The 18279-nt window shown below is 61.9% G+C and carries 19 protein-coding genes; 13 read left to right on the top strand and 6 right to left on the bottom strand.

Going from position 1 to position 18279, the window contains the following annotated elements; genetic code table 11:
* The first annotated feature begins 4 nt into the window (after positions 1-4).
* Genes ftsW through Q8K08_RS18635 form a run of 4 tightly spaced genes read left to right on the top strand, consistent with a single transcriptional unit; the run spans position 5 to position 3931 of the window.
* On the top strand, positions 5-1168 hold the full coding sequence (ftsW, locus tag Q8K08_RS18650) for a putative lipid II flippase FtsW (RefSeq protein WP_304804300.1): 1164 nt from the start codon (positions 5-7) through the stop codon (positions 1166-1168).
* Positions 1168-2268 carry a glycosyltransferase gene (locus Q8K08_RS18645; protein ID WP_305251205.1) on the top strand — a complete coding sequence of 367 codons (1101 nt, stop codon included), beginning with the start codon at positions 1168-1170 and terminating at the stop codon, positions 2266-2268. The genes ftsW and Q8K08_RS18645 overlap by 1 nt, the downstream gene beginning before the upstream one ends.
* Entirely contained in the window at positions 2265-3677 is a 1413-nt protein-coding gene (murC, locus tag Q8K08_RS18640; protein WP_304802254.1) for a UDP-N-acetylmuramate--L-alanine ligase, read from the top strand. Before Q8K08_RS18645 ends, murC begins: the two co-directional genes overlap by 4 nt.
* Positions 3674-3931 carry a DUF2484 family protein gene (locus Q8K08_RS18635; protein WP_304802253.1) on the top strand — a complete coding sequence of 86 codons (258 nt, stop codon included), beginning with the start codon at positions 3674-3676 and terminating at the stop codon, positions 3929-3931. Before murC ends, Q8K08_RS18635 begins: the two co-directional genes overlap by 4 nt.
* A 30-nt stretch (positions 3932-3961) precedes the next feature.
* Here Q8K08_RS18635 and Q8K08_RS18630 read toward each other — a convergent pair whose 3' ends face one another.
* Positions 3962-4261 carry a hypothetical protein gene (locus tag Q8K08_RS18630; RefSeq protein ID WP_305251203.1) on the bottom strand — a complete coding sequence of 100 codons (300 nt, stop codon included), beginning with the start codon at positions 4259-4261 and terminating at the stop codon, positions 3962-3964.
* Positions 4262-4487: 226 nt separating this feature from the next.
* Here Q8K08_RS18630 and Q8K08_RS18625 point away from each other — a divergent pair, with 226 nt between their 5' ends.
* The 9 genes from Q8K08_RS18625 (at position 4488) to recN (ending at position 14726) form a co-directional block, all read left to right on the top strand.
* On the top strand, positions 4488-4835 hold the full coding sequence (locus tag Q8K08_RS18625; protein WP_305251202.1) for a PRC-barrel domain-containing protein: 348 nt from the start codon (positions 4488-4490) through the stop codon (positions 4833-4835).
* A gap of 103 nt (positions 4836-4938) precedes the next feature.
* Complete coding sequence (gene murB, locus Q8K08_RS18620; protein WP_304803880.1) at positions 4939-5859, top strand: UDP-N-acetylmuramate dehydrogenase; 921 nt, start codon at positions 4939-4941, stop codon at positions 5857-5859.
* Between the two features lie 62 nt (positions 5860-5921).
* Positions 5922-6839, top strand: coding sequence for a D-alanine--D-alanine ligase (locus tag Q8K08_RS18615; protein ID WP_304803878.1), 918 nt, complete (start codon positions 5922-5924; stop codon positions 6837-6839).
* Positions 6827-7738, top strand: a complete 912-nt coding sequence (locus Q8K08_RS18610) for a cell division protein FtsQ/DivIB (protein WP_304803876.1) — start codon at positions 6827-6829, stop codon at positions 7736-7738. Before Q8K08_RS18615 ends, Q8K08_RS18610 begins: the two co-directional genes overlap by 13 nt.
* A complete protein-coding gene (ftsA, locus tag Q8K08_RS18605) occupies positions 7735-9066 on the top strand; it encodes a cell division protein FtsA (protein WP_304803874.1) in 1332 nt (443 codons plus the stop codon). Before Q8K08_RS18610 ends, ftsA begins: the two co-directional genes overlap by 4 nt.
* 229 nt (positions 9067-9295) lie before the next feature.
* Positions 9296-10939, top strand: coding sequence for a cell division protein FtsZ (ftsZ, locus tag Q8K08_RS18600; RefSeq protein WP_304803871.1), 1644 nt, complete (start codon positions 9296-9298; stop codon positions 10937-10939).
* A 212-nt stretch (positions 10940-11151) separates the two neighbouring features.
* Entirely contained in the window at positions 11152-12072 is a 921-nt protein-coding gene (gene lpxC / locus Q8K08_RS18595; RefSeq protein WP_304803869.1) for a UDP-3-O-acyl-N-acetylglucosamine deacetylase, read from the top strand.
* A gap of 128 nt (positions 12073-12200) precedes the next feature.
* Positions 12201-13043, top strand: a complete 843-nt coding sequence (locus Q8K08_RS18590; protein WP_305251197.1) for an outer membrane protein assembly factor BamD — start codon at positions 12201-12203, stop codon at positions 13041-13043.
* A gap of 36 nt (positions 13044-13079) precedes the next feature.
* The gene (gene recN / locus Q8K08_RS18585; protein WP_304802397.1) at positions 13080-14726 is read left to right on the top strand and encodes a DNA repair protein RecN; all 1647 of its coding nucleotides are present in this window, start codon (positions 13080-13082) and stop codon (positions 14724-14726) included.
* Between the two features lie 127 nt (positions 14727-14853).
* Here the strand turns inward: recN and Q8K08_RS18580 are convergent, their stop codons facing one another.
* From Q8K08_RS18580 to Q8K08_RS18560, 5 genes are all read right to left on the bottom strand, one after another.
* Positions 14854-15240 carry an SgcJ/EcaC family oxidoreductase gene (locus tag Q8K08_RS18580; RefSeq protein WP_304802399.1) on the bottom strand — a complete coding sequence of 129 codons (387 nt, stop codon included), beginning with the start codon at positions 15238-15240 and terminating at the stop codon, positions 14854-14856.
* On the bottom strand, positions 15237-16604 hold the full coding sequence (locus tag Q8K08_RS18575) for an FAD-binding oxidoreductase (protein ID WP_305251194.1): 1368 nt from the start codon (positions 16602-16604) through the stop codon (positions 15237-15239). Before Q8K08_RS18575 ends, Q8K08_RS18580 begins: the two co-directional genes overlap by 4 nt.
* A 24-nt stretch (positions 16605-16628) precedes the next feature.
* On the bottom strand, positions 16629-17285 hold the full coding sequence (locus Q8K08_RS18570; RefSeq protein ID WP_305251289.1) for a DUF1638 domain-containing protein: 657 nt from the start codon (positions 17283-17285) through the stop codon (positions 16629-16631).
* Entirely contained in the window at positions 17282-17437 is a 156-nt protein-coding gene (locus tag Q8K08_RS18565) for a hypothetical protein (protein WP_304800596.1), read from the bottom strand. The genes Q8K08_RS18570 and Q8K08_RS18565 overlap by 4 nt, the downstream gene beginning before the upstream one ends.
* Before the next feature lie 117 nt (positions 17438-17554).
* Positions 17555-18250: a B12-binding domain-containing protein gene (locus Q8K08_RS18560; protein ID WP_304800599.1), complete on the bottom strand. Its 696-nt coding sequence runs from the start codon at positions 18248-18250 to the stop codon at positions 17555-17557.
* Positions 18251-18279 lie beyond the last annotated feature (29 nt).

Raw genomic sequence — 18279 nt, 5'->3', positions numbered from 1 at the left:
TCCCATGACTGAAATGGTCTATGGCTCCAGTCCCGTTAGGGTGACAGAGCCTGTTATTCCACGTTGGTGGCGCACGATAGACAAATGGTCGCTGACGGCGATCATGGTGCTGTTTGGCATCGGGCTTTTGCTGGGGCTTGCGGCATCGGTGCCGCTGGCCAGTCGCAACGGGTTGAATGATTTCTATTATGTGCAGCGACAGGCGGTTTTTGGCGTTGTTGCGCTGATTGCGATGGCAGGCGTGTCGATGATGCCGCCTCCGATGATCCGCCGTCTGGGGGTCATCGGCTTTGCGGGCGCCTTTGTCGCCATGATGCTGCTGCCATTCTTTGGAACCGATTTTGGCAAGGGTGCGGTGCGCTGGTTCTCGTTTGGTTTTGCATCGGTGCAGCCGTCTGAATTCCTGAAACCGGGTTTCATGGTGATCGTGGCATGGCTGATGGCGGCCAGTCAGGATCTGAACGGTCCTCCGGGCAAGACAGTGTCCTTTGGCCTGACGGTGGTGGTGCTGTTGCTGCTGGTCATCCAGCCCGACTTTGGTCAGGCGGCGCTGATCCTGTTCGGCTGGGGCGTGATCTATTTCGTGGCCGGGGCCCCGATGACGCTTATCGCGATCATTCTGGGGCTTGTCAGCTTTGGCGGCACCATTGCCTATGAAAGTTCAGAGCACTTCGCGCGGCGGATCGACGGGTTTCTGAACCCGGAAATCGACCCGCGCAGCCAGATCGGCTATGCCACCAACGCCATTCAAGAGGGCGGGTTCTTTGGTGTCGGCGTGGGCGAGGGTCAGGTCAAATGGACGCTGCCGGACGCGCATACCGACTTCATCATCGCCGTCGCAGCTGAGGAATACGGGCTGATTCTGGTGCTGATCATTCTGACGCTGTATGCCACGATCGTCGTGCGGTCGCTGTTCCGCCTGATGCGCGAGCGCGATCCGTTCATCCGGCTGGCGGGCACGGGGCTTGCCTGCATTTTCGGGGTGCAGGCGATGATCAACATGGGCGTGGCGGTGCGCCTGCTGCCCGCGAAGGGGATGACGCTGCCTTTTGTGAGCTATGGCGGGTCATCGGTCATCGCGGCGGGTATCACGGTGGGCATGCTTCTTGCGCTGACCCGCACGCGGCCGCAGGGTGAGATTGGCGACATTCTGCGCAGGGGCCGCTGATGACAGGGGGACCGCTTTTGCTGATCGCGGCCGGGGGCACCGGGGGGCACATGTTTCCCGCGCAGGCCTTGGCCGAGGCGATGGTGCGCAAGGGCTGGCGGGTCAAGTTGTCGACCGATGCGCGTGGCGCGCGCTATGCGGGTGGGTTTCCGCATGTGGTGGTGGTGGAGCAGGTGGCCTCGGCCACATTCGCGCGCGGTGGGCTTGGTGCCAAACTTGCTGTGCCGTTCCGCGTCGTGGGCGGGGTGCTGGCGGCGATTGTTGGGCAACTGCGCGACCGGCCTGCGGTGGTGGTGGGGTTTGGCGGATATCCGACCATCCCGGCGCTTGGTGCCGCGTGGGTGTTGCGGCGTCCACGGATGATTCACGAACAAAATGGCGTGCTTGGGCGGGTGAACCAGTTGTTTGCGCCCCGCGTGAACCGGGTGGCCTGCGGCACATGGCCGACCGATCTGCCAGATGGCGTGCAGGGTGAGCATACCGGAAACCCGGTGCGTCTGGCCGTGCTTGACCGGGCTGGGGCAGGCTATATCGCGCCCGGTGACTACCCGATGAGTCTGGTTGTGATGGGCGGAAGTCAGGGCGCGCGCATCTTGTCTGACGTGGTGCCGGACGCGGTAGCGGCGCTACCCGATGCCATCCGCCGCAACCTGCGGGTGGCGCATCAGGCGCGGGCCGAAGATCTGGACCGGGTGGTGCAAGCCTATTCCGATGCGGGTGTCCGGGCCGAGGTGCAGCCGTTTTTCAACGACATTCCGGCGCGTCTGAGCGAGGCGCAATTGGTGATCTCGCGCTCTGGGGCGTCGTCGATTGCGGATATTTCAGTGATCGGGCGTCCGGCCATCCTGATCCCCTATGCCGCGGCGACGGGGGATCATCAATCGGCCAATGCGCGCGGGCTGGCGGCAGCGCAAGCAGCCATCGTCATCCCGGAAAAGGCGCTTGACGCCGAAACACTCAGCAGCCACATGGCGGCGGTGCTGTCGCAGCCCGATGCCGCAAACCGGATGGCTGCCAATGCCCTGTCACAGGGCCGCCCCGATGCCACCGACCGCTTGGTCGCCCTTGTTGAAGCCCTCGCAGAAGGAGCCCCACAATGAATGCAGCAACCAAATTGCCGCTGGAACTTGGCCCGATTCACTTTGTGGGGATTGGCGGTATCGGCATGTCCGGCATCGCCGAGGTGCTGATGACCCAAGGCTATACTGTGCAGGGGTCTGACGCCAAGGCCAGCAAGATCACCGACCGTCTGGTGTCGCTGGGCGCGACGGTCTTTGAAGGTCAGGCAGCCGAGAACATCGGCAATGCGGCGGTGATCGTGATTTCTTCGGCCATCAAAAAGGGCAATCCGGAACTGGAAGAAGCCCGGCGGCGCAAGCTGCCCGTGGTGCGCCGCGCCGAGATGCTGGCCGAGTTGATGCGGATGCGCTCCAACATCGCGGTAGCGGGCACGCATGGCAAAACCACCACAACAACGATGGTCGCTACGCTTCTGGACAAGGGCGGGTTTGATCCGACCGTGATCAACGGCGGCGTGATCCATTCCTATGGCTCCAACGCGCGTGCGGGCGCGGGTGAGTGGATGGTGGTAGAGGCGGACGAGTCTGACGGGTCGTTCAACCGCCTGCCCGCCACCATTGCGATCGTGACTAATATCGACCCCGAGCATATGGAGCATTGGGGCAGCTTTGACGCGCTGCGCAAAGGCTTCCTCGATTTTGTGTCTAACATTCCGTTCTATGGTCTGGCCGTGTGCTGCACCGATCATGCCGAGGTTCAGGCGCTGGTGGGACGTGTCGCCGACCGCCGGATCGTGACTTTTGGGTTCAATGCGCAGGCTGATGTGCGGGCGGTGAACCTTAGGTTCGAAAATGGCAAGGCATTGTTCGATATCCTGCTCAACAACGAAGGTGAAGGTTCGAAAATTGAAGGCTGTGTCTTGCCGATGCCGGGGGATCACAACGTCTCCAACGCGCTGTCGGCGGTCGCGGTCGCACGCCATCTGGGCATGAAAAAGGACGAAATCCGTGAGGCTCTGGCCAGCTTTGCCGGGGTGAACCGCCGCTTTACCAAGGTGGCCGAAGTCAATGGCGTCACCATCATCGACGATTACGGCCACCACCCGGTCGAGATTGCTGCTGTGCTGCGCGCGTCGCGCCAATCGACGACGGGCCGGGTGATCGCGGTGCATCAACCGCACCGCTACAGTCGCCTGTCGTCCTTGTTCGACGATTTCTGCACCTGCTTCAACGAGGCCGATGTCGTGGGCATCGCCGAGGTTTATGCGGCGGGCGAAGACCCCATTCCCGGTGCCAGCCGTGATGATCTGGTGGCCGGGCTGATCGCCCATGGTCACCGCCACGCCCGCGCGGTGATCGACGAGGCCGACCTTGCCCGGTTGTTCCGTGAACAGGCCCGGCCCGGTGACATCTTCGTCTGCCTGGGCGCGGGCACCATCAGCACCTGGGCCAATGCATTGCCCGCCAAACTGACGGAGAAAGCGGCATGACCCCTGCTTTGACAGCTGCGTTGATCTGGCTATTGATTGCGAATGTTATCGCAATGTTTCCAAGTCGCGACCACCATTGGCGCGCAGCCTATGCGCTGATTGCCATTGGCATTCCGCTTCTGGGTTGGGTCACAGTGCAAAGTGGCCCTATCTGGGGCCTGTTGATCCTTGCTGCCGGAGCCAGCGTGTTGCGCTGGCCGCTGATCCATCTTTGGCGCTGGATCAAGACAAAGGGCGGCACCCCGGCAGAATGATCAGCGGCAGAGTGATCTGCCGCTGAACGGTCACGCCTGCCCCTGATCGGGTGCTGCCGGATAAGGCTCGGCCCGGCGTGGATCAATCGCGCGCGCCGAAGCGGTCGGGTCCATCGTGGCGCTTTCCGGGCGGATCAACGGATCGGTGGCACGCATCCGGCGCACATTCCACAGCCCGAACGGCACGCCAGCGGCCAGACCAATCACGCCTGCCACGGCGAAAAGCTGCCAGCCGTAAAAGCCTGCGGTCAGCCCTGCGATGATGACCGCCCCGGCCACACATCCAACGGCAAGCGGCACAATCGTTGATCGCAAATATGGAAATGTCATAGGATTTTCCTTTTATGATCCATGATGTCCCCCTTAAACGCGCCAGTTGAGGCTATGGTTCCTCACGTCGGGTCAACACCTCAGCGGGGCAGATGAACCGGAACCCTTTGGCGGGTATCACCGTTGTTTCTCCATCAAGGCAGATTGTCAGACCACTCTGGCGGCCTGCGCCAAAAATGGAGGACTTGCTATGCAGACCCAATCTTTTGCAAACAAGACATCGACAATGCCCGACGGCAATGCGCTGATTTCTGGCAAGACGATTCAAGGCACCCGCGTTTACAGCCCCGCTGGCGACGATCTGGGCCATATTGATGATGTCATGATCGACGCAGCATCCGGAAGAACCGTTTACGGTGTGCTGGAGTTCGGCGGCTTTCTGGGGCTTGGCAGTGACCATCACGCCATCCCTTTTGGCAAGCTGACATACGATCATTCGCGCGACGGCTATGTCACGGATCTGACCAAAGAGCAGCTTGAAGCTGCGCCAAAGCAGGATGAAACTTGGCGTGAAAACCGTGACTGGCAAAAGCGCAGCCACGAGCATTACGGCGTGGCCCCCTATTGGCTGTAACAAGCTGATTGATATCCTTTGACGAGGCGGGCGCGGCATTGCTGCGCCCGCCTTTGCATTTGGGGGACTTGTATTTTTGGGTCGCGCGCGGATACCAAGGGGCATGACCCAGACCCTTCCCACCCCCCGCGGCACCCTGACCCCGAACCGAACCTTGGCTGATCTGACATGGCTGCGTGTCGGTGGGCCTGCGGACTGGCTGTTTCAGCCTGCGGATGAGGACGATCTTGCCAGCTTTCTGGCGGCATTGTCGCCCGAAATTGCGGTGTTTCCGATGGGCGTCGGGTCGAACCTTATCGTGCGCGATGGCGGTTTGCGCGCGGTGGTGATCCGGCTTGGTCGCGGGTTCAACGGGATTGCGACCGAAGGCACAACCGTCACAGCCGGGGCCGCAGCTTTGGATGCGCATGTGGCGCGCAAAGCGGCCGAAGCCGGGCTGGATCTGACATTTCTGCGCACCATTCCGGGCAGTATTGGCGGGGCGGTGCGGATGAACGCCGGGTGTTACGGGTCTTATGTGGCCGATGTGCTGGAAATGGTAAGGGTGGTGATGCGGGATGGTCGGGTGGTTGATATGCCTGCCGCCGCGCTGAACCTTCGGTATCGCCAGTCTGACCTGCCCGAAGGCGCTGTTGTGGTCAGCGCCACCTTTCGCGCGGGGCAGGGCGCGCCGGATGCCCTTCAACAGCGCATGGAAGACCAGATCGCCAAACGCGACGCCAGCCAGCCCACCAAAGAGCGCAGCGCCGGATCAACTTTTCGTAATCCGGTCGGCCATTCCTCAACGGGCAGGGCCGATGACAGCCACGAGTTAAAGGCGTGGAAGGTGATTGATGACGCGGGAATGCGGGGCGCAACCCTTGGTGGAGCGCAAATGAGCCCCATGCATTCCAATTTCCTGATCAACGCTGGTGGCGCAACTGCCGCTGATCTGGAAAATCTGGGCGAAGATGTGCGAAAAAAGGTTTTCCAAACCAGCGGTATCACGTTAGAGTGGGAAATCATGCGGGTTGGTGAAGCGTAACGCCCAACCAGCCGCAAAATAACAAGAATAAGGGTCCGTAATGTGACCCGAGAGGCAGTAAAATGGCGGGCGCATCTGGCAGGGTGTCCCGCGTAGCGGTCATAAAAGGTGGGCTTTCCGCAGAGCGGGAGGTTTCCTTGTCGACAGGCAAAGCCTGTGGGCATGCGTTGCGCGAGGCGGGATTTGACGTGGTCGAGGTCGATGCAGGCCCGGACCTGCCCGCACGGCTGGTTGAAATCAAACCCGATGTTGTCTTCAACGCCCTGCATGGCCGCTGGGGCGAAGACGGTTGCGTGCAGGGTATTCTTGAATGGTTGCGGATTCCTTACACCCATTCCGGTGTGCTGGCGTCCTCTCTGGCTATGGACAAGCAGCGCACCAAAGACGTGTATCGCGCTGCCGGTCTGCCGGTGGCAGAGTCGGTGATCGTGCCGCGCGAACAGGTCGAACAAGGCCATGTTCTGCCGCCGCCCTATGTGGTCAAACCCAATAGCGAGGGCTCATCGGTTGGCGTCTACATCGTGCATCCGGGCAGCAATGCGCCACGGTTGTCGTCTCAGATGCCGGCGCAGGTAATGGTGGAGGCCTATGCGCCGGGGCGTGAGTTTTCGGTCAGTGTCATGGCCGACCGGGCACTATGTGTGACCGACATTATCACCGATGGCTGGTATGATTATGATGCCAAATACAAACCCGGCGGCAGCCGTCACGAATTGCCTGCAAAAATTCCCGCCGAGATCGAGGCCGCGTGCCTTGACTACTCTTTGCGTGCGCACAGGGCACTGGGGTGCCGTGGCTTGAGCCGCACCGATATCCGCTGGGATGAAAGCAAGGGTCTTGCAGGCCTGATCCTGCTTGAGACCAACACCCAGCCGGGGATGACGCCCACTTCACTGTCGCCCGAGCAGGCGGCGCATATGGGCATGCCGTTCCCGGATTTGTGCCGCTGGATCGTGGAGGATGCCTCATGCGACCGCTAAGCGCGCCGCCCCGTTACGCGCCATCTGCTGCTGGCCCGCTGCGCCGGGATCCGGCACCGTCGCGTTGGGCCTACCGGATGCAGCGCTTGTGGCTTACCCCGCTGTTTCGCATCATGTTTCGCGTGGGTGTGCCGACATTTGTGCTTGTGTCGACAGTTGGCATCTTCCTGGCCGACGAGGACCGCCGCGACATGATCGCTGGTGGGATTACCGAAATGCGCACGCAGTTTCAGAACCGCCCTGAATTCATGGTGGGTCTGGTGTCTGTTATCGGCGCTTCGCCTGAATTGGCCGATGTAGTGCGGCAGCGTCTGGACCTGAAGCTGCCCCAATCGTCCTTTGACATTGATCTGGAAGCGGCGCGCGGGCGGATCCACGAGTTGGACGCCATCGCGCGGGCCGATTTGATCGTGCGGTCGGGCGGCGTGCTGGAAGTGGCGATTACCGAACGCGTCCCCGCGCTGTTGTGGCGCACGGCGGACGGGATAGAGATGCTGGACGCTGCCGGACACCGGGTGGCCAGCCTTGGCGCGCGCTCTGACCGGCCGGATTTGCCGATTGTCGCGGGGGATGCGGCAGATGCGGCTACGCCCGAGGCATTGGCGCTGCTTGCGGCGGCTTCACCCATCCTGCCGCGCGTGCGCGGGCTGGTCCGGGTGGGCGAACGCCGCTGGGATGTGGTGCTGGATCGCAACCAGCGCATCCTGTTGCCTGAAGACAAACCGATTGCCGCCATCGAACGGTTGATCGCCCTGCATCAGGCGGGTGATCTGCTGGGGCGCGATATCTTGACCGTAGACCTGAGAACCGACCATCGCCCCGTGCTGCGTCTGGCGCCCTATGCGCTGAACCAGTTGCGGCAATCACAGGGCATCGACACCAGCAGGAGCGAGCTATGACCGATCTTTATCAGGTGCAACGTGCCATGCGGAACATGCGCCGTGCCGCCATGCAACGTGGTGTCATTGCCATTCTGGACATTGGCACATCGAAAATTGCCTGCCTTATCCTGCGGTTTGACGGGATCGACTCTTTGGGCGACGATACTGTAGGCCCGATGGCTGGTCAGTCGTCGTTCCGCGTGATCGGGGCAGCCACCACGCGGTCGCGCGGGGTGCGCTTTGGCGAAATCGCGGTGATGGCGGAAACCGAGCGCGCGGTACGAACCGCGGTGCAGGCCGCGCAGAAGATGGCGAATGTGCGTGTCGATCATGTGATCGCCTGTTTTTCGGGGGCCGAGCCGCGCAGCTATGGTCTGGCGGGTGAGATTGATCTGGAAGACTCGGTCGTGACCGAACAGGATGTGGCCCGCGTGCTGGCAGCCTGTGATGTGCCCGACATCGGGCAGGGGCGCGAGGTTTTGCACGCGCAACCCGTCAACTTCGCACTGGATCACCGCTCTGGCCTTGGCGATCCGCGCGGTCAGATCGGCAACCGGCTGGCGACCGATATGCACCTGCTTTCGGTTGACGGAACGGTGGTTCAGAACATCCTGCACTGTATTCAGCGCTGTGATCTGGAACTGGCGGGCATGGCATCCTCTGCCTATGTCTCCGGCGTTGCGGCTTTGGTCGAGGACGAACAGGAACTGGGCGCGGCGTGCATTGACATGGGCGGCGGGTCGACCGGGATTTCGGTGTTCATCAAAAAGCACATGATCTTTGCCGATGCGGTGCGGATGGGCGGCGACCATGTGACGAGCGATATCTCCAAGGGCCTGATGGTGCCAATGGCGGTGGCAGAGCGGATCAAGACCAAGCATGGCGGCGTGCAGGCCACCGGCATGGATGACCGCGAGAGGATCGAAGTGGGCGGCGATTCCGGCGATTGGGATAAAGACCGCCGTCAGGTCAGCCGGACCGAGCTGATCGGCATCATGCGGCCACGGGTCGAGGAAATTCTGGAGGAGGTTCGGGCGCGTCTGGATGCGGCGGGCTTTGACAGCCTGCCAAGCCAGCAGATCGTGCTGACCGGTGGCGCAAGCCAGATCCCTGGGCTTGACGGGCTGGCCAGCCGCATTCTTGGGCAGCGCGTGCGTCTTGGACGTCCGCTGCGGGTGCAAGGCCTGCCGCAGGCGGCAACAGGGGCGGCCTTTGCGTCAACCGTGGGGCTGTCGCTGTTCGCGGCGCATCCACAGGACGAGTGGTGGGACTTTGAAATTCCGACCGAGCGCTACCCTGCGCGGTCGCTGAAGCGGGTGGTGAAATGGTTCAAAGACAACTGGTAACCGCTACATTCTGCGTGAACGGCGAAATCCCGCTGAAAAACATGCTTCAAACCCCATATTTTGTGGGGTCTGGGCTCTTTTTCTAATGACGACTGGCGGCCTTGTGGATATTCTAGGCCGTAATTCGGGAGACATCGCGTCCGGGACAGGCGCCTATCACCCGATCAGAAGATTGAACGCGGCGGCAAGACGACCTCTGGCGGCACAACAAAAGACAGGCGGATAGGCAATGGCACTCAACTTCATCGTGAACGCGCAGCGCGAAGAGCTGAAGCCCCGGATCACCGTTTTTGGTGTCGGTGGTGCGGGCGGAAATGCGGTCAACAACATGATCGAACAAAACCTTGAAGGGGTGGAGTTCGTCGTTGCCAACACCGACGCACAGGCGTTGCAGCAATCGAAAGCCACCTCCAAGATCCAAATGGGGATCAAGGCGACCGAAGGTCTGGGTGCAGGTGCGCGCCCGACCGTTGGGGCGGCGGCTGCCGAAGAAACCATTGAGGAAATCGTCGATCATCTGGCGGGCGCGCATATGTGCTTTATCACCGCGGGTATGGGCGGCGGCACCGGCACCGGCGCGGCCCCGATCATCGCGCAAGCCGCGCGTGAACTGGGTGTGCTGACTGTTGGCGTCGTGACCAAGCCCTTCCAGTTTGAGGGTGCCAAGCGGATGAAGCAGGCCGAAGAAGGCATCGAGGCGCTGCAAAAGGTCGTTGATACGCTGATCATCATTCCGAACCAGAACCTGTTCCGTTTGGCGAATGAACGCACGACCTTCACCGAAGCCTTCGCGATGGCTGACGATGTGCTGTATCAAGGTGTCAAGGGCGTGACCGATCTGATGGTGCGCCCCGGCCTGATCAACCTTGACTTCGCCGACGTGCGTGCCGTGATGGACGAGATGGGCAAGGCGATGATGGGCACCGGCGAAGCGTCGGGTGAGGATCGCGCCGTGCAGGCGGCCGAGAAGGCCATCGCCAACCCGCTGCTGGACGAGATAAGCCTGAATGGCGCCAAGGGCGTGCTGATCAACATCACCGGCGGTTATGACCTGACCCTGTTTGAACTGGATGAAGCCGCAAACATCATCCGCGAAAAGGTTGATCCGGACGCGAATATCATTGTCGGCTCGACGCTGGATACCTCGATGGAAGGCATGCTTCGCGTGTCGGTCGTGGCAACGGGCATCGATGTGGCTGTGGCAAAGGCTGATCAGCCGGTTGCGCGCCGGTCGATGGCGGCGCCGCTGCCGTCGCACCTGACCGCGCCGGCCGAGGCTCCGGCTTACGCGCCGCAGCCTGCGTTTTCGGTCCAGCAGGTCGCGGTGACCCCGGCCGCCGCGCCGCAGCCGGTTCAGCACGCCCCGCAGCAACCGCAACTGTTTGACCCGGCACCGCGCACCACCTATGCGCCAGGCGCAGAAGACCACGGCGATGAGATGCCGGAACCCGCGTACCGCCCGCAGCCCGCAGCCGCCGCGCCAGCTGCGCCAGCGCGGGGTGTTCCGATGCATGACGACGCCGCCGCTTTCGTTGCACCGCGTCCGCGTGCGGCCGGCACCCCGTCGCCTGAAGCTTTGGCCCGCTTGCAAGCTGCCGTGTCGCGCGGGCCTGGTCAGGCCGCACAGCGCCCTGCAGCGGCTGCCCCACAACCTGCTGCCGCGCCAAAGGCTGCCGAGCAGGCGCGTCCACGCTTTGGGATCGGTTCACTGATCAACCGCATGGCGGGTGGCGGGCACGAGCCACAAGCGGCAGAGCGCCCCGCGCCAAGCCGTCAGCAGCCTCCGGTCACATCTTATGATGACGAGCCGGAATTGAGCGCCGATCAGGAGCGCATTGAGATTCCAGCGTTTCTGCGTCGTCAGGCGAACTGATACATCGCTGTAACAATTGCAGAAAAGCCCGCCAGTTGAGCGGGCTTTTCTGTTTGTTATCAGAAGTTTGCGCGAATTTCTTTCTGTCATTTTTCGACATAAAGCGTGAGTTGGCTTTGGCCGTGTAAATCCTTAATTCTGTATTACGAGACGCTTTGTAGCGAAGGGTTTCTGTCGACTGTTACTTTGACGCGACGATCAGGGGTCTTGCTTTGCAGAATACGCTAAAATCCGCTGTGGTGTTTGAAGGTCGGGGTTTGCACTCCGGCGCACCTGTGCGCATGGTGGTGCGGCCTGCTTCGGCAGATTACGGCATCTGGTTCAAGCGCACCGACGTAGCCTTGAGTGATGCAATGATTGCCGCCCGCTGGGATCAGGTGGTGCCATCGCGGCTGTGCACGCTGATCCGCAACAGCGCGGGCGTTGAGGTTTCCACCATCGAGCATGTGATGGCGGCGCTTGCGGGATGCGCCATCCATAATGCGGTGATCGAAATTGACGGGCCGGAAGTGCCCATTCTGGATGGCTCATCCTTGGCCTTTGTCGATGGATTTCTGGCCAAAGGCCTGATCGAGCAATCTGCGCCAGTCCGGGCGATCCGGGTTCTGAAGCCCGTCGAAGTCACCGAGGGTGAGGCAGTTGCGCGTCTGGACCCGGCGGATATGCTGGAAATTGATTTTTCCATCCATTTCGATGACGCCGCGATCGGGTCGCAGGCCAAACATCTGAACCTTGCCAATGGCACCTTTGTACGCGAACTGGCCGACAGCCGCACCTTTTGCCGTCAGGCCGATGTTGATGCAATGCGCGCGCGTGGGCTTGCCCTTGGCGGCACCCTGGATAACGCGGTGGTGTTCGAAGGCGACCGTGTCTTGTCGCCCGGTGGCTTGCGCCATGACGATGAGCCCGTGCGCCACAAGATGCTGGATGCGATGGGCGATCTTTATCTGGCAGGTGGCCCGATTCTGGGGCGCTATACCGGCATTCGCGCGGGCCATGCGCTGACCAACCGCCTGCTGGTCGCGCTGTTTGCCGATCCAAGCGCTTGGCGCATGGTGGAATGCAGCGCCATGACCGTGGGCAAATTGCCCGGTATGGGCGTGCATCGCCGCGACCTTCGCGCAACGGCTTGAAAGGGTTATGATCTGAAGCGCAAAGGCGTTTTGCGCACCGGATTTTTCTGTGCTAGGACGTCTGCAACAAGGCGGAAACAGCGCGACATGGCGCGTGCGTTCCGGGTGGTTTGATGGATAGGCAGACGATGGCAGTCGGAAAATCGGGCGCACGGTTGTTGGGCATCGCGCTCGTGGTCTCGATTTTGGCGGGCTGCGCGGGTCGTGGATCTCAGCAACGCGCGCTTGACAGCTACACGGCGGAAGAAATTTACAAACAGGGTGAGCTGCAGCTGGAAACCGGTGCAAAGCCCAAGGATGCGATCCGCTACTTTCAGGAAGTCGAACGGCTTTATCCCTATTCCGAATGGGCCAAGCGGTCATTGATCATGCAGGCGTTCAGCCAGCATAAGGCCAAGGAATACGAAGATGCGCGCTCTACGGCGCAGCGATTCCTTGATACCTATCCTGGCGATGATGATGCGCCCTATGCCGCTTATCTGATGGCACTGTCTTATTACGATCAGATCGACGAAGTGGGCCGAGATCAGGGGCTGACCTTTCAGGCCCTGCAGGGGATGCGCCGCGTGATCGAGCAGTATCCTGACAGCGACTATGCGCGGTCGGCCATGCTGAAATTCGAGCTGGCCTTTGACCATCTGGCGGGCAAAGAAATGGAAATCGGCCGCTATTACCTGAAGCGGCGCAATTACACTGCGGCGATCAACCGATTCCGCACCGTGGTGCAGGATTTCCAGACCACCACCCACACTGCTGAAGCGCTGCACCGTCTGGTCGAGGCGTATCTGGGTCTTGGCTTCAATGCCGAAGCGCAGACTGCCGGGGCGATTCTGGGCTTTAACTATCAATCCTCGCCCTTCTATAATGACAGCTTCCGTCTCTTGAAAGGCCGCGGGCTGGCGCCAGAGGCGCAGGGTGACAGCTGGCTGCGGCAGGTCTATCGCCAGATGATCAAGGGCGAGTGGCTTTGATCACGGCGGGGTGAACCCCGCCCTACGGGAAAACTTATGCTCCGTTCGCTTGATATCCGCGATGTGCTGATCATTGATCGGCTGACCCTTGACCTGGGGTCGGGTCTGAATGTGCTGACCGGTGAAACCGGGGCAGGCAAGTCGATTTTGCTGGATGCACTGGGGTTTGTGCTGGGCTGGCGTGGCCGTGCAGAACTGGTGCGCGCAGGGGCTGCGCAGGGGGAAGTGACGGCGGTGTTTGATCTGCCGCCCGGCCATGCCGCACGTGCGGTGCTGGACGAGGCAGGGATCGAGGCCGAGGATGATCTGATTCTGCGCCGGGTCAACTCTGCCGACGGGCGCAAGACGGCATTCGTCAACGACCGCCGGGTGTCGGGCGAGGTGCTGCGCGCGTTGTCTGAGGTCTTGGTAGAGTTGCATGGCCAGCATGACGACCGCGGGCTGTTGAACCCGCGCGGGCATCGGGCGCTTCTGGACAGTTTTGCCGGGATTGATCTGTCTGCCTCGCGCTGCGCGTGGGCGGCGGCGCGGGTGGCACGCGGGGCGTTGGCCGAAGCCGAGGCCGCTTTGACAGCGGCCCGGGCCGAGGAAGATTTCCTGCGTCATGCTGTGGCCGAGTTGGATAAGCTGAACCCTGGCCAGGGCGAAGAAGCTTTGCTCGACGCCCGCCGCCGCGCCATGCAAGGTGCCGAGCGGATCCGGGCTGATGTGGCGCGGGCGTTGCAGATGCTGTCCGAAGACGGGGCAGAGGCGGCTTTGCGCGACGCAACGCGCTGGCTGGAAGGCGCTTCGGACAAGGCCGAAGGCGCGCTGGAGGCGCCGCTGGCTGCAATTGCGCGGGCGCTGATCGAATTGTCTGATGCGCAGGCCGGGGTCGAGTCCTGCCTTGCAGGTCTGGATGTGAACCCCGGCGAGTTGGACTCAATTGAGGAACGGCTGTTTGCGATCCGGGGCCTTGCGCGGAAACATGGGGTGCTGCCTGATGATCTTGGCGACTTTGCCGACGCGCTGCGCGCCCGGCTTCTGGCGCTGGACAGTGGTGAGGCCGGGATCGGCTTGTTGCAAACGTCGGTGGCAGAGGCCGAGGCGGCATGGAAAGCCGAGGCTGCACGTCTGACTGCCGCACGGACTGAGGCAGCGACCCTGTTGGACCGGGCCATGGCGGCGGAGCTTGCCCCGCTGAAGATGGAACGCGCGGTGTTTTTGACTGCGGTGACGCGATCAGAGGGCGGGCCGGACGGGGCGGATGAGGTGACATTCACCGTGGCCACCAACCCCGGCGCGCCATCGGGGCCTCTGAACAAGATTGCCTCGGGGGGCGAGCTGAGCCGCTTTCTTCTGGCGCTGAAGGTGTGCCTGACCGGGCAGGCTGAGGGCTTGACGATGATCTTTGACGAGATTGACCGGGGTGTCGGCGGAGCCACCGCCGATGCGGTCGGACGGCGGCTGAAGCTGTTGTCGGACACGGCGCAGGTTCTGGTGGTCACCCACAGCCCGCAGGTCGCGGCCTTGGGCGCGCATCACTGGCGGGTCGAGAAGCGGGTTGAGGCTGGTCAGACCCTCTCCACAGTGGTTCCGCTGCCGCCCGCAGAGCGGGTGGAGGAGATCGCGCGGATGCTGTCAGGCGATACGGTCAGCGATGCAGCACGCCAAGCGGCGCGGGCGCTTTTGAGCGAGGTCTGACCGGGTACCCGTGTGACCTTGTCGGTGCGTCCCTATGGGCGCTTGTCGCCATGACCCACCGTCAGGGAGAGAAGGGCGCTCCGCGCGGGAGTATTTGGAAAGCAGCAATTGACAGCGCGCTGCTGGGTCAGCCTTCGACCACGGCAAAGGTGGCGGTCAGGGCTTGCCAGCCTTCGCCCTTTGCCGCCAGAATGGCAGTGAGCAGCGCACCGACGCGCGGGAGTTCGGCCCCGCTGGCATCACGCAGGCCCGTCACCACATAGCGTTGATGCAGGATAGCCGCGCCAGGGCCGAGCGGCCGGAGTGTGGTTTTGCCGCTGACCAGCCGGGCCATGCGTGAGAGCCCTGCAAACTCCTGGCGCATGCCATCCACTATGGCCGACCGACCTTCGGCCCAATGGCCCGTGAGGGCGTGAAAGCTGCCGTCTTCGGCAAACAGCGCTGCGATGCCGGTGGCGTCCTGGGTGCCGAAAGCATTGGCAAAGGCGCGGGGAAAGTCGGCGGCATCGCTCATTGTGGCACCAGTTTACCGGGGTTCATCAGGCCCTGTGGGTCCAGCGCCTGTTTGATCGCGCCCATCACCGCCCATGCGGGGCCGTGTTCGGCTGTCATATGGCCCAGCTTGCCTATGCCGATTCCATGTTCTCCCGTGATGGTGCCGCCCAACCGCAAGGCGCGTTCGGCCATGCGGGTGGACAGTCGTTTTGCGATGGCCATTTCGGCCGGGTCTTCGCGGCGCACCAGAAGGATGGCGTGGAAGTTGCCGTCACCGACATGGCCAAGGATCGGGCCGGGAATGGGCGTGGCTGCAATATCGGCGCGGGTTTCTTCGACCGCTTCGGCCAGTGCCGAGATCGGCACGCAAACATCGGTGACAATCGCAGTGCAGCCAGGGCGGGTGGCAAGAATGGCTGGGTAGGCAGCGTGGCGCATCTTCCACAGCTGGGCGCGGTCTTCCTGTGCCTTGGCCCATTGAAAGCTGCCGCAACCATAGTCGCGCGCGATCTCGCCAAAGCGTTCGGCCTGTTCGGCAACGCCTTGCGGGCTGCCATGGAATTCGACCAGCAGTTGCGGGGCGAGGGCCATGTCTTGCCCGGACCATGCGGCACAGGCTGCCACTGCATCGGTGTCCATAAACTCGATCCGCGCCATGGGAATGCCCATCTGGATGGTCGCAGTGACACAATCCACCGCCTGCGCAATATCGGGAAAGGTACAGATCGCGGCTGAAACCGCCTCGGGTTGGCCATGCAGGCGCAGGGTCAGTTCGGTGATAAGGCCAAGCGTGCCCTCTGATCCGACCATAAGGGCGGTCAGGTCATAGCCTGCGCTGGATTTTGGCGCAGAGGAGCCTGTGCGGATGACCTGACCGCTGGCCAAAACCACCTCAAGCCCCAGAACATTGTGGCGCATGGTGCCGTAGCGCACCGCAGTGGTGCCAGAGGCCCGTGTCATCGCCATACCACCAAGGCTGGCATTCGCGCCGGGATCAACCGGGAAAAACAGCCCCGTCGCGCGCAATTCGGCGTTCAGCGCTTCGCGCGTAATGCCGGGCTGGACCACGGCGAGCATGTCTTCGGGATAAATGGCCAGAATCGCATCCATGCGGCTGAAATCAACCGTCACGCCGCCTTGCACTGCCAAAGCATGACCTTCAAGCGAGGTGCCAGCCCCCCAGCCGATCATCGGCACGCCGTGGCGACTGCAAATGGCTGCAATCTGCGCCACTTCGGCTGTCGTTTCGGGAAAGGCCACCGCATCGGGGCTGCCGGAATGGATGTAGCTTTCGGATTGGCTGTGATGGTCCAAAACCGACCGTGCGCGGCTGAGGCGGTCGCCCAGAAAGGAAAGGTCAGGTAGGGCGGTGTCAAAGCTCATTGCGTTCTCCGGCTGAGGCGCAAGTTACGGGGCTGTGGCGCGCGCCGCAACCTGTGTCAGCGCGGTGGCAAGATCTCCATAGCCTGTATACCGCCGTTCATAGGCAAGGTTCAGCCGTTTGGCGCAGTCAGCCGCTTTCGCATCCAGCGCGGGGTCGTTGGTCTGGGCTTGATAGACCAGTTTCGTGTAATTGCCGAAATACATGTCGCGCAATTCGGGGTGCCGGTCCAACCCCATGGGCCGCCAGACAAAGGCATCAAACTGGCGCACCAGAAAATCGGTAAGGTAGAAGGCGGTAAACTCGTCTTCGGCCTTGGCGGCAAAGGCGGCATTGCCCTCAAAAAAGCTGTAGCAATGCGGCCCTTCGACCATCTGCACACCCAGTTCAGCGCATTTGGCCTGCAAAAGACCGCCGGTGCCGCAATCGGCATAAACGATGAAAACACGGTCATAGTTTGCGCGGTGGTCGGTGACCGCCTGTTCAACAGCGGCCGGAATGCGATCTGGCCAGAGGTGCAGGTTGGCGGGCAGGCATTGCAGATCAAGATGCGACCAGTGGTTGATCCGCTTTAGCGCCAGAATTTCATGTGCAAGCGCGCCGCAGGCGATCAGCAAAATGCGGCCCGCCCCTTCGGGCGGCAGGCCGGAAATGGTCAGGGTGGCATCATCGGGTGGCGTCAGCGCCACTGGCGCATGCCCATCATCAGGCTACCGGCAAGAGCAGCAAGAGCAACCGCAACCATCGGTGCCTGCACCCAGAATGCAAGCGCCAGCGTGGCACCGGCAGCAGCGATCACAAAGGCGATCATCACCAAAAACAGGGGAAGGGGCATCCGACTCTCCTTTTCCTGAGTTGAATGTGGCGCTTGGCTTTGCAATTGCCAAGCCCCATTCCAAGAAAAAGCCCCGGTCGTCAATGACGCCGGGGCTGTTGACGTGTTCGGCGCCGATCAGGCACCAAGCTGGTTGTGCTTGCGCGCAACCCAGGCTTTTGCGGTTTCGACCGCAACGGCAGCGTCGCGGCAATAGGCGTCTGCACCGATGGCGCGGCCAAATTCCTCATTCAGCGGCGCGCCGCCGACCAGAACGATATAGTCGTCGCGCAGGCCCTTTTCTTTCATCGTGTCGATCACGACCTTCATATAGGGCATGGTCGTTGTCAGCAGAGCTGACATGCCAAGGATATCCGGCTTTTCAGCTTCCAGCGCGTCCAGATACTTCTCTACCGAGTTGTTGATGCCCAGATCCAGCACCTCGAAACCAGCGCCTTCCATCATCATGGCGACAAGGTTCTTGCCAATGTCGTGGATGTCGCCCTTGACCGTGCCGATCACCATCTTGCCCATCCGCGGCGCGCCGGTTTCCACCAAGAGCGGCTTGAGGATGAACATGCCCGACTTCATGGCATTGGCCGACAACAGCACTTCGGGCACGAACAGAATGCCGTCGCGGAAGTCGTTGCCCACGATCGTCATGCCGGCGACCAATGCTTTGGTCAGCACGTCATAGGGCGTCCAGCCGCGTCCGATCAGGATGTTGACGCCATCCTCGATCTCTTCTTTCAGGCCGTCATACAGATCGTCGTGCATTTGCAGCACAAGTTCGTCATCCGACAGTTCAGAAAGGATGATTTCGTCGTCAGCCATTGGGTGCGCTCCTGCGGCGAGGTGTCTTG

The sequence above is a fragment of the Pseudotabrizicola sp. genome (assembly GCF_030684215.1).
GTDB lineage: Bacteria > Pseudomonadota > Alphaproteobacteria > Rhodobacterales > Rhodobacteraceae > Pseudotabrizicola.
The sequence above is the reverse complement of the archived record's forward strand: the minus strand, read 5'-3'. Positions and strand labels throughout refer to the sequence as shown.